This window comes from Alteromonas sp. 4NS20-0143 (assembly GCF_057542855.1).
Genome location: NZ_BAAJLR010000006.1, coordinates 140,780 through 154,185, shown reverse-complemented (window position 1 = coordinate 154,185; position 13,406 = coordinate 140,780). Strand labels below are relative to the sequence as shown.

Below are 13,406 nucleotides of genomic sequence, written 5' to 3'. Positions count from 1 at the left end.
CCATTATAAAATTAATCATTTGCAAAACACGGAGGCGTTTTCCTTGCAGGCTAATAAAGCAAAAGAGCGAGTTCGCCTTCGAATAGCCTTAATTATTGGTGCACTCATTGTTGCGTGTTTTATGGTTGCAGACTTTTTCCTGTTGCCAAAACCCATGCATCAAATCTATCTCTATGACCGCCTCTTTGTTCAAATACCGATTATTCTTATCGCGTTGGTGCTGTCATTTTGGCGGCACTTTTCTCACTACCGAGCCTATATATTTACTACTGTCTTAGTGGCACTGACTTACTCCAACTACTGGGTAATCTGGGTTTGCTGGCAGGAATATCAATTTTCTTTTCCCTATGAGGGAACCATTTTATATGCGTTTTACTGTGTATTTGCCTTAGGCATTCCTTTTCGCTTTGCCATTACCAGTGCAGTAATCAATGTCATCGGCTTTATTGTGGTGATGTGGCTAGCCCCCGCCTATGGCGATCGTATGCCTATTTCAGTGGGCTTTGTCGCCGCCTCTTTGTTTACGTGCTCGTACGCAAAATATCGCTTAGACAGAAGCCTCACGTTACTGAAAAAGACCAATGATCGCCTTACCAAGCTCAGTAAGTTCGACCCCTTGTCAGACTTACTTAATAGGCGTGCTCTTCGCAATCAAAGCGAAAACCTGCTGGCCTATGCAAAGCGCCACCAGGTGTCATTAGCAGTCATCATGTTAGATTTAGATGATTTTAAAGCCTACAACGACCACTTTGGCCATCAGCAGGGTGATGAAGCGATACGTCAGCAATCTTCTATTCTGCGAGGCATATTTAAGCGTGAAACGGATATCATAGGCCGCTACGGTGGAGAGGAGTTTGTGGTTGTGCTTAGCGACGTGAATGAAGAGCAACTGAAGCAAAGCTGCCAAAAAATCTTACAGGGCTGGGAGGAGACGAACTTAGCTCATGCACCTAATGCGGCACATCCATTTATAAGTTGCTCTATCGGCGCTGCTATTATTAATACGCCCGGGGATGCATCAATAGATAGTCTTATTGGTGTTGCAGATAAAGCGCTGTATAAAGCGAAAGATAAGGGTAAGGCCTGTTACGAACTTGCCGCGCTTTGATTAGTGGCTCTTAATTAGTTAAGCGGAATTGGAGATTCTTAATTGGCAAAACAGTATAAAACACACCACAATTTGCGCCGTACTGCAGGCCTCAAACCATGGTGTGTTGTGTACAACGTGTCCGCTTAAACGCAGTCCTGATATCGTTCTACAATTTTACAATCATCTTGCCTGTATTTTTGCCTTCAAACAGCATATTCAAACCTTTCTCGGCGTTTTCTAGTCCATCGATGGCGTGGGCGCGATACTTTATTTTGCCTTGCTGTACGTAAGGTGTGAGTTTTTCAAGCAGTTGAGGTAGTTCGCCCCAGTGATCAGGCATAGCAAAACCGCGAATAGTAATACGCTTTTTGATAAGTGGGATCCAATTTGGACCTGCTGAAGGTTCGTCAGCCTGGTAGTCGGCAATCATGCCACACACCACTATGCGACCATGTGCATTCATTCTATTGAAAACGTGGTGCTGAATGGGGCCACCTGTATTTTCAAAGTAAACGTCAACCTTGTCAGGCGTTAGTTCAGCCAGCTTAGATTCAATATCATCAGTTTTATAGTTTATTGCGCCGTCAAAACCTAATTCGTTGACGATCCAATCCGCTTTTTCATCGCTTCCCACTACACCGATAACGCGTAAGCCATCCGCTTTTGCTAACTGGCCTACCATAGACCCTACCGAGCCCGCAGCGCCAGTGACTACAATGGTTTCACCTTCTTTCGGGTGGCCAAAGTTATACAAGCCTGTTGTTGCAGTAAGCCCTGGTAATGCAAATACACACAGTGCCATTTCTTCTGTTACACCAGACTGTAGCTTGTTAAACCCTGAGCCATCGCTTAATACGTATTCTTGCCAGCCAGTCATGCCCATTACTTTGTCGCCTACGGCGAATTTGGCATTTTTAGACTCAACCACTTCACCTACGCCGCTTGAGCGCATCACTTCACCTAGCTCTACAGGCGGAATATAACTTTCTCTGTCTTCACTCATCCAGCCAAGCATCGCTGGGTCTAAAGACATGTGGGTTTGTTTTATCAGTATCTGCCCGTCTTTTACCTCTGGAATGTCTAGTTCTTTGGTTTCAAAAAGGTGAGGCCCTATTTTTTTATCACTAGGACGCTGAACAAGGGATATCGATTTGTAGGTAGCCATGGTTACCTCCTTATAGTGTGAACCATCAGTTCCCTTAAAAAGAAAGGGACTGTTATTTGGTTTAGGCGTTTAACAAGGGTGGGGGCTATTCATTCAAACACAAGTAGCACAGATACTAGTAGTACACACAAGCGTTGGTCGATTTTCATTCAAGTGATCAAGTTGGAAGGAGTGTGTAGAGCGCCTAGCTATATTTCATCATTAACATAAAGAAGGCTTGCTGTTTACGTGCAGTTTTCATTTTAGGTTATAAATTCGGCGAACGTGTCGTTAAAATTGTAAAAATAGTGATAAAAGTGCGTGAATAGCATTTAGCATTGTTGAACAAATGTGCTCCTATCCGTAGAATGCGCGCTGCAATTTTTTCTTCAAATGAGTATTTTATGAAGCAACAGCTCTCTCTTCGTGCCTCGGTATGCCTAGCGTTAACAACATTCGCTTCTTCTTCAGCTTTTTCAGCTGGTTTTCAGGTTAACGAGCACAGTGCTAATGGCCTAGGTCGCGCAATGGCAGGCCAAGCCGCAACTCCCGAAAACGCCTCTATTCTAGCCACAAACCCTGCGGCAATTGGCGTGTTTACACAGTCACAATTTAGCAGCTCGGTTAGCGTTATTGCGCCAAGCGTAGATATTAGCGGTGATGTAAGCTACGCCGCCGGCGGACAAACCATTGGCTCTGCCGATGCGTCAAACAAGGACATTGCCGATACCGCTATTGTCCCAAGCATTTTCTATACAACGCCTATCAATGACAAATGGGCTGCTGGCGTGGGCGTATTTACTACCTATGGACTTCGCTCTGACTACAGCGACGACTTTGACGCACTGCACTTTGCCGATGCAGCAGAGGTGCGCTCAATTACCATTAACCCTGCTGTTTCTTATAAAGTGAATGAGCAGCTAATGCTAGGCGCAGGTATTAACGCTACTTTTGCAGATGCAGAAATAAGCTCAGCAATCTCTAATAGTTTATCGCCAATACTGAGCAATGCACTGCAAACGCAAGTGCCTGCTACAACCTCTATTTTTAAGTTGGAAGGTGAAGATTGGGGCTTTGGATGGAATGTAGGCGCTTTTTGGCAGCCAACAGACATGACGAACATCGCGTTGTCTTATCGCGCTGAAACTGAGCTAACGTTAAGTGGTGAAGTAAGTTCACAAATTACGCCTTCGTTAAATCAGCCTGGTAGCCTAGATTTGAATTTAGCAGCTATCACTGAGCTGGCAGTAAACCAAAAACTAGACAGTCAATGGTCGGTACAGGCCAGTTTTACGTTCACCGACTGGAGCACCTTTGAAAAGCTAGAAGCTAATTTAAGCGATGGTTCTGACTTTTTGATCAAACAAGAAAACTTTGATGACTCATTGCGCGTATCTGTTGGTGTTACGTATTTGTTCAGCGATGAGCTTACTCTACGCGCAGGTTATGCCTACGACGATGGTGTGGTTACGGTAGAAAACCGTTCACTCAGTATTCCAGATACCGATCGCCATTGGGTTTCAGGTGGCTTTACGTATTCGTTTAGTGAAAATACCTCTGTTGATGGCGCCTATGTTTACATCAATGGCCGAGAAGCGGATATCAACAAAACGCGAGCGCTGAATGAGCAAGGTACATTAACGTCTACGTTTGTGGGTACTCAATCTGCCACTGCGCATATTCTTAGCGTACAGGTTAACCACCGCTTCTAAGCGCATTTTGCTTCATGGTACACAAGTCGCAGCGAGACCGGCGGCTTGTGTGCCGTCTATCTATGTGCCGATTGCTTATGTGGATTGTAATTAGGTTAGATCCAAAGTTTGGAGGTTTTTTTAGTTTAATAAAGTGATAGGTTAAAGTATCTCAATCACTGATATCGACATAACGCTTTCATGAAAAAACACATCTTCGTACTTCTTTTCACCTTTAGTTCGCTGTGGCTATCCGGCTGCACATCAACCATTGATATTGACACTTCAAGCACGACTGCTTATGGGCCTAAAGTGTTTGAATCGCCGTCATTCACCGCTATTACCGTGGCTTATGCTCCTGAGATGCAGGGGATTTTGAATCGTATTGAGCAAGATCCAAATGCAAGTATTCACACCACAACGAATATCAAAGGGATAACGTATCGTTTAGGTACGTATCACGACCAGCCTATCCTCGTGTTTGCCACGGGTATGAGTATTGCCAATGCGGCGCTGTCCATGCAAATGGCGCTAGACTATTTCCCAGTAAAACAGGTGGTGTTCATGGGTATTGCCGGAGCGGTTAATCCAAAGTGGCGCCCTGGGGATGTCATTGTGCCGGCACGGTGGTATTACCACGACGAGAGTGTGTACACCAATGAAGACCCCAGTGCACCGGGCGAGTATATTCTTCCCGAGTATTATGAGGCGTTTGTGAAAGAGCAAGATGCCCGTCGGGTAAATGATCCACATTTGCCCCACTATAAGCCGTTTCAGTTTATTCACCCTGATGAAGTACTCATTGTAAAAGAAGGCATGGATGAGCCGGTGGACACGGCCTATTTCAGTGCAACTCAACGCCTACTGGATGCAGCGCAGACAGCCATGTCCACCATGCCAACACAGCGAGTGCTAGATGACCGGGACGCTACTCTTTTTGTGGGTGGTAACGGCGTTACGGGCTCGGTATTTTTAGACAATCGAGAGTACAGACAATGGACGCGCGATGTGTTTAGCGCAGAAGTGACCGAAATGGAATCGGCTGCCATTGGGCAGGTGTGCACTATCAATGATGTAGACTGGGTTATTATTCGCGCCATTAGCGACTTAGCAGGTGGGCAAGAAGGCCTTAATGTAGAAAGTAAATACGATACAGAAGTATCGAGAATTGGGGCTAATGTGCTTTTTTCAGTGCTAGACGAGCTATCGAAAGGGCAATAACATTTCACTGCTTGTGCGCTTAGACTGCTAGTAGCGCGCAGAGAAAAAGCGCGCTACTAGCAGAGTTGATATGGGACTAGCAATGATGTGCCTTTAGCGAATGGTTCGCACCATGTTGATAGTAGTGGTAGCTAATTTAACTTCAATTAAAAATACAATTAGCGCACTTATCAAAAAGATCATGGCAAGAATAAAAAGCACTATCACCGGTGTTTTTAAATCAACTATCCACAGCGAACCAGCAAATAACGCCATGATGACAGAGCACACGAGAAGGCCCGAGGTAACGCAAAGGCCGATGGCCCAATTGATAACTTTTACTCTTCTCCACAGCACTTTAATCTCGCGCTTAGACCTATCCACGATATGAGGGTCGGATAGCGTATGAATTTGTCTTTCTGCAACGCGAACCCTATCTGAAATTCGCCCTAGCCGCGAAGACATTACGTTTAAAAAGCCTGCAATCCCCGTGAGTAAAAAAACCGGAGCCACAGCGAATTCTATGAGTTGAGAGAGACTTGGGATTAGCGTGTTCAATACATTCTTCCTACATAGCTATGTCTAATTAAATGGTGCAATTACATGGTTATTGTACTTAAAAGTGGGTGAAAGCCAGATCTGTCTTACTTTTATGAACGTTTAACGTAATGCTTTTATTGTAGTGGTAACAATATCGTATAGTAACGTTATCATGCGGTTTATATTTTTATATATGCATATCTGATTTTGAATCGTTGTATCAGTGCGCACAGGTTTATCAATATTTGCTGAATAGGCTTGCGAATCGCAGTCGCTTGCCAGAAAGATAGCAAAGCATGAACATTTGCATCTGAAAAAAAGCTAGCACAAATAAAAACGGATACAAAAAAGTCACCGCAAACTTATTATTCAAAGGATTATTAATGACGTTTAAGCCGTTATTTCCATTGCCTCTTTTTAAATTGTCTATAACCGCATTGTCGCTAACAGCCGGTTTGTCCACTGTTTCAGCTGCAGAAAGTAGCGACAATATTGAGCGTATTGAAACCACCTCGTCGCGTATTGTAGGTAACGAAAACAATGTCGGCTATATCGTATCCTCAATCACGGAAGACACTCTTGACTTGTTATCGTTTCAGCACATTCAAGAATCGCTTAATTACATAGCGGGAGCGGGCGTACAGCGAGGCAATGGACAAGAGTACTTACCGGCACTGCGCTCTCCTGTACTTACTGGCGCAGGTGCCTGTGGCGGTATCTTAGCTGCTGAAGACGGCATCCCGCTGCGAGCTGCAGGCTTTTGTAATATCAACGAGCTGTTTGAAGCTCATGGCGAAATGGCTCAGCGTATTGATGTCATAAAAGGGCCGGCGTCTGCGCTTTATGGCTCAAATGCAATTCACGGCGTTATTAATGTGGTGACGCCTGATACCACCAGAGGGGGCGGAGTTGTAGGCTTGGACTACGGCTCTTACGGATTTCACCGCGTTAAATTAAGACAAGGCAAAGACTTCGGCGATAGTGGAATAGGCATTAATGCCAGCATCACCAGAGATACGGGTTATCGAAACGATGAGGGCGTTGATCAAGAAAAAGTGAATATTCGCCATAGAGCTGATTTCGATAATGTGTCGATAACAAGCGGTGTAACGTACACCAATCTCGATCAGGAAACGGCAGGCTATATTACCGGTTTTGAAAGTTATAAAGATAAGCAGGTAGCAAGGAGTAATCCAAATCCAGAGGCGTTTAGAAAGGCGAGAAGCTTACGCATTTGGAGCAAAGTTGATTGGCTATTTGATAACAACAGTGCACTGTCTATTACGCCTTACGTGCGCGATCAGTCTATGGACTTTAGAATGCACTTTCTGCCGGGCAAGCCACTTGAGCAAAACGCGCAAGAAGGCGTAGGTGTGCTAACGCAATACAATCACATTATGAGCCCTTCGTTGAATATTGATGTTGGTCTAGATGCTGAATATACCCAAGGTGAACTCATTCAATCGCAAGATGGTGTAACTATAGGCTCGGCGTTTCTCGTTGAAACTGTCCCCCAAGGGAAGCATTACGATTACAACGTGGACGCAACGCTGTTAGCGCCGTTTTTTGCCGTTAATTTGCAGCAAGGCGCATGGGATATTTCCATTGGCGGTCGATTCGAGAGCATGCGATACGACTATACCAATAATATGAATGTGGGGAGACTGACAGAGGACGGTTCTGAGTGCGGATTTGGTGGGTGTCGATATAGTCGGCCTGAAAGCGGCAAAAACGACTTTGATAACTTTAGCCCAAAACTGTCGATGCAATACGCTTTATCTGACACTACCCGTTTTTATGGTGGCATAGCCAAAGGTTATCGAGCGCCCCAAGCCACAGAGCTTTACCGCTTACAACGAGCGCAACAAGTGACTGACTTAGACGCGGTAGACGCTACCAACATAGAAGTAGGCGTTAGAGGCGAGATTGCCGACGGCAGCTATGTGCTGTCTCTATATAGCTTAGAGAAAGACAACGTAATTTATCGCGATAGCGATTTCTTTAACGTTAGCAACGGAGAAACCTGGCACAGAGGCGTTGAGCTTACCTTTAATTATGCTATCAACTCCCGCTTACGCATCGATTTTGCGGGCTCCTATTCTGCCCATACCTATGAGCACGATCAGCTATCTGGAGAGGTCAATATTAAAGGCAACGATATGGATACGGCGCCAGACTGGTTGGTAAACACTCGACTGCAATATTCGTTAACCGACGCCATAGAAACACAGCTAGAGTGGCAACATGTTGCGAGCTACTTTACTGACCCAGAAAATGCCAACGAATACGAAGGTCACAACCTTTTTCACGCGCGGGCAAGTTATGCCGTGTCTGACAATATGACGTTATATGCCCGCATAAATAACCTGCTTGATGAAACTTATGCTGAACGAGCCGATTTTACCTCCTTCACCGGTGCACGTTACTTTCCAGGGCGCCCACGTAACTTTATGCTAAGCGCCACATTCACGATGTAAGGTTATTATTCAAAGTTGCTAAATACGGATGCTAAATACGGTTTCTAAATACAGTGACTAACTGCGGCTGCCGCGTAAGATTACTATGCGAGGTGATCAGAAAGGGTGACTAGAACGGAGTTCCAAAGAGGGCTAATCAACATCACTTGTAGGCACAACGTGATAGGCGTAGTCTGTAGATGTGCTGCTTGCTCCAGATAAGTCACGCCACCTATAAAGTATTGCATCAGTGTTTATAGGTGGAATGATTTTTATAGGTAAACACGCATGCAGAAAATAGTCATAGTGGGAGGCGGCGCAGGTGGACTTGAATTAGCCAGTCGTTTAAGTCGCAAACTGGGCAGCAAAAATAAAGCTGATATTACGCTAGTAGATAGAAGCAGAACCCATGTCTGGAAGCCGCTGCTACATGAAGTGGCCGCAGGTGTTATTGATAAGCACTCTGACGGGGTAGATTACGCCATTCACGCAGCATCACATCATTACCGCTTCCAGCTAGGAGAAATGTGCTCAATAGATGCCGCGGCAAAAACGCTCACACTCTCACCTCTCATAGATGAAGAGGGGCATGAAGTGCTACCTGAGCGCCAGGTTGAATATGATCAGCTAGTTATGGCTATTGGTAGCGTAAGTAATGACTTTGGTACGCCAGGTGTGGCAAAACACTGCTACCTGCTTGATTCTTTGGCGCAAGCCGAGCGCTTTCATCGCGCCCTGTTAAATCAACTTATTCGCATTAACCAGCAAGAAGTTTCGAATTCAGATAAAAGCGCGCATATTAACGTTGCCATTGTGGGCGCTGGTGCTACAGGCACAGAGCTAGCGGCGCAGCTTCACCATGTAGCTAACCTGTCAAAGGCTTACGGCATGCCGGATATGTCGGCTTCGCGACTAAAAATTACTATTGTTGAGGCTGGAGAACGCATACTTCCCGCACTGCCGACACGCATTGCCAATACGGCTCGTGAGGCATTAAACGACTTAGGCGTTGTTATCAAAGAACAAACAACGGTAGCAGAGGCAGATTGCGATGGGCTTATCACCAAAGACGGTTCTCGTATCGACGCGGATTTAATGGTGTGGGCGGCAGGGGTTAAAGCGCCGGATTTTGTGACCAGCATGGGGCTGTTTGAAACCAATAAAGCGAATCAAATTCTTGTTGATGATCAGCTTCGAAGCACTACAGAAAAAACGATTTGGGTGCTGGGAGATTGCTGTGGTTTTCAGCAGGATAACGGAAAGTGGGTACCGCCTCGGGCGCAGTCCGCGCACCAGATGGCAGATATTGTAGCTCATAATATTTGTGCCGTAGTTAGTGGCAAAACAACAAAACCTTTTGTTTATCAAGACTACGGTTCGTTAGTGCATTTGAGTAAATACAGCACGGTGGGCAGTTTGATGGGCTCGTTGTCAAACGGCAGTATGTTTATAGAGGGCCGACTGGCTAAGCTAGTGTATGTGTCGCTGTATAACATGCACCAGTTTGCCGTTCACGGAAAGGTGAAAGGGGTGCTCAAGCTGTTGGTTAAAAAATTAAGCCACGCCATGAGCCCAAAACTTAAGCTTCATTAGGCGTTCTTTCGTTAATAACAGATGCTCGTTAATAACAGAAAGCCCGCATACCGGCTGTTGCTACAGCATCAAACCGGTACGCGGGCTTTTTATTCTGCTTGTTGCTCACTTATCGCAAGCTCACTGTGTGCTTATTGCTTAACGCCTTCCACGTGCAGCTCTAGTTCTACAGTTTGTGATGCTGGACCTAGGTCGTAATCAATACCAAAGTCTTTCAGTGCAATCACAGTCGTTCCCATGAACCCAGCGCGATAACCGCCCCACGGATCTTTACCTTCGCCAATCTTTTTCGCATTAATGGTAATAGGTTTGGTGACGCCATGAAACGTAAAGTCGCCCATCACGTCCATCATACCGTCGCCTTTTTCAACAATTTTAGTGCTTACAAATTTTGCTGAAGGGTATTCATCAACGTCTAAAAAGTCGTCGCTTTTTAAATGCTTGTCTCGTTCAGCGTGATTTGAATCGATGCTGTCGGTGGTAATGTTTACCATTATATTTGCATCACTTGGCTTTTCGTCATCATAGCTAAAAGTACCTTCAAAGTCATTGAAGCGACCAGTAAGCCATGAATAGCCTAAATGCTGAATTTTAAAGTTGATTGACGCGTGTGCGCCTTTGCTATCGATTACGTAATCAGCTGCTTGAACCGAGCTCATCGATAATGCGGCTGCTAGTGCCAGTGTTAACTTCTTCATAGTATCTCCTTTCATTGAATTTTAGCGAAGCCGTAACATCTGCTTCAGCGTGTCGTCTTTATTGAAAAAATGGTGTTTTAGCGCTGCTACTGCGTGCAGTGAGGCAGTAACAATAAGTGTCCATGCTAAATAGAAATGGACGTCGCCCGCGATATCCTCTTGGTTCTCAATGAGCTCACCGAGGGCAGGTACTGCAAACCAGTTAAAAACGTCGATCGCTCTACCGTCTGCAGTTGAAATTAGGTAGCCAGAGGTGAACATACTTAACAGCAGCGCATACAAGAAAAGATGTCCGACTTGACTTGCGCGCTTTTCAAGCCGGTTACCATGGGCAGCGGGTCGAGTGCTAAATAGGCGAAAAACTATGCGGGCTAGAGTTAGCGCTAAAAGAATGAGACCTGCACTTTTGTGCCAATGGGGCGCGGTCTTGTACCAGTCGCTGTAGTAGGTAAGGTCGACCATCCACAGCCCAGACGCAAACATACCAGCCACTGCTAATGCGGTAACCCAGTGGATAAATAAAAGAATTCGCGGCCATCTCTTGTTCATAGTGCGTCCATTTATCATGTTAAGTTCAGCATATAGTCTAAACTTAAGGATGAAAATTTCTAAAAATTCGACAGTTCGTTCTTTTTTTTAGAATTTAACCTGAATGACGACTCGCCAGTCGTGACTTAATCAATCATGTCTCTGCTAAGCGGTTAAAAAGAGACTCTGTAAAAGAAGTCTTTAGACATAAAGCTGTTTAAACGTAACTCGTGTTAATAAAGTTTAATAATGGGTAGGTGTTTATATATGCAATCTGGCTCGATTTTGGCAGCACTACTGGGGAATAACGAAAATTAGAACACTAATGCCGATTAGAAGTGAGGTAAGAACATGAGCAAAACGCCGCTCCCCACTAATGTGGTGACAAAAGCGTTCACGTGGGCAACTCAAGAATTAGGCCTAAATGTTACGCAGGTTTCTGAAATGCTGGGGATTTCTGCGCAAACCCTAGCAAAGAATACCTTGAATGGATTCGAAAACAGCACACCAGCTTACAGAAAGCAGCTGTCATTTATCCGTATGTATTATTTACTCAGTGCCATGTCAAAAGGAAACACTGAACAAATACACTCATGGTTTTATAGTTATAACATGGCGTTTGGATCAACTCCGTCGGATACGTGTTCGCAATATGACGGACTAGAACGTATATCCGACTACCTTCGTTCGTTAAAGCAAAGCGATGCGGTAGATCAATTTTCGCCCATTTTATCAAAACATAAACAGGGTGATGGCTCGGCGCTGCAAAAGACTACGATGCACTAATATTTTGAGCATGCTTATCGTTAATAGCGCAAATAAAATCAGCGCAACGCTGAGGTTGCGTTACGGGGATCATATGCCCTGCGTCGCCAATTATTTCTGATACAGAACCCGCGATAGTGCTTTTTACCGGATGTATATGCATGTCAGGCGCTAATATAGCGTCTTGCTCGCCATATAACACGCCAACAGGGCAAGTTATATTAGCGTAAGCTGAGTGCTGACGACCTAAACTACCTTGCGCTGCCACAGTATCGCGGCTCCCCTCGTAAAAAGACTTTGAATGCAGAGCCAGCGCTCCACCTCCATGTTTTGCAAAACTTTTTGGGACTGCTTCAGGGTGAAAAATCTGCGATATTTGTTTGCTGCCAAATTTTACTCTGAACGGGCTAGCGATAGTTTTAGATATGCTTTTACGTAGAAAGTTATTAGGAATGTAAAGAATGGAAAGCGGGCCTGCGCCTTTGAGTAACCGCGTGGTGAGTGGACACAGCAGCGATACAGCATTGATGCGCTCAGGGGCATCAATCGCCATGCGCAGTGCAATTCCGCCACCCATAGAGTGACCAACAAGATAGGCATTATCAATACCGACTTTGTCCATCCATTGACGTATCATGCTGCTTTGCTTTTCAAATGACGCTGATGTGGACTTTGCGCGGATAGAAAACCCATTTCCTGGTCTATCAATACTGTAAACGGTGTAGCGAGTTGCTAATATTGATGCGAGCTTCGAGAAATTGGCACTATTGCCTAACAGACCATGAATAAGCACCAGTGCGGGACCACTTCCCTGCATTTGCCAGTGAATTGTGCCACCCTCTACGGGAGTCAGCTTGCCTGTTGCAAAGAAATTTTGTTCAATTTTTTTATCAATGTTAGTGGTGAACCAAACAAGTAGGGCAAGAATAAAAACAATAATAAGCAACGCAATGAACATAAGTGTTCCAACATAAAATAGATAAATAAACGTATAGGTTTCTTGAAACAGCGTCAATAACGTAATCGCGTGTTCGTGTGAAAGGGCATAGCATTTGAGAAATGTATGGTTTGAGAAATGCGTATTGATGAAAAAAGAAAGCGGCGAAACGCTCATTACAAAAGTTATCAAGAAGCCCGTTAAATAGGTTATAGGAAGGTCAATGGAACGGAAAATAACGTCGTCAATATCAATTGATGAAAGCGAAATAGAGATGCAGGCTATTCGTGCACAGGGTGCGGGTGGTCAAAATGTAAATAAAGTAAGTAGTGCTATTCATTTGCGCTTTGATATACGGGCATCATCGCTGCCGGATGCTCTTAAAGAGTCTTTGCTCTCTGCAAAAGATAAGCGAATCACTACCGACGGTGTTCTTGTATTGAAGGCACAAAATTACAGAACGCAGGAACAAAATAGAGAAGATGCGATTACTCGACTGATAGGGTGGATTAAAGCAGCGACGATTAAGCAAAAACCAAGAAAACCCACGCGAGTGAGTCGCGCCGCGAAAGCGCGAAGAGTAGACGCAAAAAAATTACGAGGTGCGAAAAAATCTTTGCGTGGAAAAGTGGAAGTTTAGGAGTAAATAAACTAAAGTATTAGCTTCAAAATTTGTCATTCCGCAAGACAACGGAAAATTCTAATAAATATAACTAGATGTGTCTTGTGTGCTGGGGTGTAGTGCCTAACAGCGCATCTAATCG

At 44.8% G+C, this 13,406-nt stretch carries 12 protein-coding genes; 7 read left to right on the top strand and 5 right to left on the bottom strand.

The window, feature by feature from the left end:
- Positions 1 to 43: 43 nt before the first annotated feature.
- Positions 44 to 1,108 carry a GGDEF domain-containing protein gene (locus AC27HD_RS13615; protein ID WP_487106529.1) on the top strand — a complete coding sequence of 355 codons (1,065 nt, stop codon included), beginning with the start codon at positions 44 to 46 and terminating at the stop codon, positions 1,106 to 1,108.
- Between the two features lie 148 nt (positions 1,109 to 1,256).
- On the opposite strand, the gene AC27HD_RS13610 is transcribed toward AC27HD_RS13615, so the two are convergent.
- Positions 1,257 to 2,255 (bottom strand): NADP-dependent oxidoreductase, encoded by a 999-nt coding sequence (locus AC27HD_RS13610; RefSeq protein WP_487106527.1) that lies wholly within the window; start codon positions 2,253 to 2,255, stop codon positions 1,257 to 1,259.
- A gap of 383 nt (positions 2,256 to 2,638) precedes the next feature.
- Between AC27HD_RS13610 and AC27HD_RS13605 the strand changes: the two genes are divergently transcribed.
- Positions 2,639 to 3,946 carry an OmpP1/FadL family transporter gene (locus AC27HD_RS13605; RefSeq protein ID WP_487106525.1) on the top strand — a complete coding sequence of 436 codons (1,308 nt, stop codon included), beginning with the start codon at positions 2,639 to 2,641 and terminating at the stop codon, positions 3,944 to 3,946.
- 180 nt (positions 3,947 to 4,126) lie between these two features.
- The gene (locus AC27HD_RS13600) at positions 4,127 to 5,146 is read left to right on the top strand and encodes a 5'-methylthioadenosine/S-adenosylhomocysteine nucleosidase (protein WP_032097659.1); all 1,020 of its coding nucleotides are present in this window, start codon (positions 4,127 to 4,129) and stop codon (positions 5,144 to 5,146) included.
- Positions 5,147 to 5,239: 93 nt separating this feature from the next.
- On the opposite strand, the gene AC27HD_RS13595 is transcribed toward AC27HD_RS13600, so the two are convergent.
- Entirely contained in the window at positions 5,240 to 5,683 is a 444-nt protein-coding gene (locus AC27HD_RS13595; protein ID WP_487106523.1) for a DUF2721 domain-containing protein, read from the bottom strand.
- Between the two features lie 365 nt (positions 5,684 to 6,048).
- Here AC27HD_RS13595 and AC27HD_RS13590 point away from each other — a divergent pair, with 365 nt between their 5' ends.
- A complete protein-coding gene (locus tag AC27HD_RS13590) occupies positions 6,049 to 8,142 on the top strand; it encodes a TonB-dependent receptor family protein (protein WP_487106521.1) in 2,094 nt (697 codons plus the stop codon).
- A gap of 267 nt (positions 8,143 to 8,409) precedes the next feature.
- Positions 8,410 to 9,714, top strand: coding sequence for an NAD(P)/FAD-dependent oxidoreductase (locus AC27HD_RS13585; RefSeq protein WP_487106519.1), 1,305 nt, complete (start codon positions 8,410 to 8,412; stop codon positions 9,712 to 9,714).
- Between the two features lie 131 nt (positions 9,715 to 9,845).
- Here AC27HD_RS13585 and AC27HD_RS13580 read toward each other — a convergent pair whose 3' ends face one another.
- Both AC27HD_RS13580 and AC27HD_RS13575 read right to left on the bottom strand, forming a co-directional pair.
- Positions 9,846 to 10,412: a YceI family protein gene (locus AC27HD_RS13580; RefSeq protein ID WP_032097663.1), complete on the bottom strand. Its 567-nt coding sequence runs from the start codon at positions 10,410 to 10,412 to the stop codon at positions 9,846 to 9,848.
- 21 nt (positions 10,413 to 10,433) lie between these two features.
- Positions 10,434 to 10,961, bottom strand: a complete 528-nt coding sequence (locus AC27HD_RS13575; protein ID WP_032097664.1) for a cytochrome b — start codon at positions 10,959 to 10,961, stop codon at positions 10,434 to 10,436.
- Between the two features lie 330 nt (positions 10,962 to 11,291).
- Between AC27HD_RS13575 and AC27HD_RS13570 the strand changes: the two genes are divergently transcribed.
- Complete coding sequence (locus AC27HD_RS13570) at positions 11,292 to 11,726, top strand: SAM domain-containing protein (RefSeq protein ID WP_487106516.1); 435 nt, start codon at positions 11,292 to 11,294, stop codon at positions 11,724 to 11,726.
- Here the strand turns inward: AC27HD_RS13570 and AC27HD_RS13565 are convergent.
- Positions 11,713 to 12,663 (bottom strand): alpha/beta fold hydrolase, encoded by a 951-nt coding sequence (locus AC27HD_RS13565; protein WP_487106514.1) that lies wholly within the window; start codon positions 12,661 to 12,663, stop codon positions 11,713 to 11,715. The two genes, AC27HD_RS13570 and AC27HD_RS13565, sit on opposite strands and share 14 nt — an antisense overlap.
- Positions 12,664 to 12,865: 202 nt before the next feature.
- Between AC27HD_RS13565 and arfB the strand changes: the two genes are divergently transcribed.
- Positions 12,866 to 13,282 (top strand): alternative ribosome rescue aminoacyl-tRNA hydrolase ArfB, encoded by a 417-nt coding sequence (arfB, locus tag AC27HD_RS13560; protein WP_032097666.1) that lies wholly within the window; start codon positions 12,866 to 12,868, stop codon positions 13,280 to 13,282.
- Positions 13,283 to 13,406: the final 124 nt, after the last annotated feature.

Coding starts and splice junctions, on each gene's coding strand:
- AC27HD_RS13565 (WP_487106514.1), bottom strand. CDS start 12,663: ATGTTCATTGCGTTGCTTATTATTGTTTTTATTCTTGCCCTACTTGTT.
- AC27HD_RS13590 (WP_487106521.1), top strand. CDS start 6,049: ATGACGTTTAAGCCGTTATTTCCATTGCCTCTTTTTAAATTGTCTATA.
- AC27HD_RS13575 (WP_032097664.1), bottom strand. CDS start 10,961: ATGAACAAGAGATGGCCGCGAATTCTTTTATTTATCCACTGGGTTACC.
- AC27HD_RS13600 (WP_032097659.1), top strand. CDS start 4,127: ATGAAAAAACACATCTTCGTACTTCTTTTCACCTTTAGTTCGCTGTGG.
- AC27HD_RS13585 (WP_487106519.1), top strand. CDS start 8,410: ATGCAGAAAATAGTCATAGTGGGAGGCGGCGCAGGTGGACTTGAATTA.
- AC27HD_RS13605 (WP_487106525.1), top strand. CDS start 2,639: ATGAAGCAACAGCTCTCTCTTCGTGCCTCGGTATGCCTAGCGTTAACA.
- arfB (WP_032097666.1), top strand. CDS start 12,866: ATGGAACGGAAAATAACGTCGTCAATATCAATTGATGAAAGCGAAATA.
- AC27HD_RS13570 (WP_487106516.1), top strand. CDS start 11,292: ATGAGCAAAACGCCGCTCCCCACTAATGTGGTGACAAAAGCGTTCACG.
- AC27HD_RS13580 (WP_032097663.1), bottom strand. CDS start 10,412: ATGAAGAAGTTAACACTGGCACTAGCAGCCGCATTATCGATGAGCTCG.
- AC27HD_RS13610 (WP_487106527.1), bottom strand. CDS start 2,255: ATGGCTACCTACAAATCGATATCCCTTGTTCAGCGTCCTAGTGATAAA.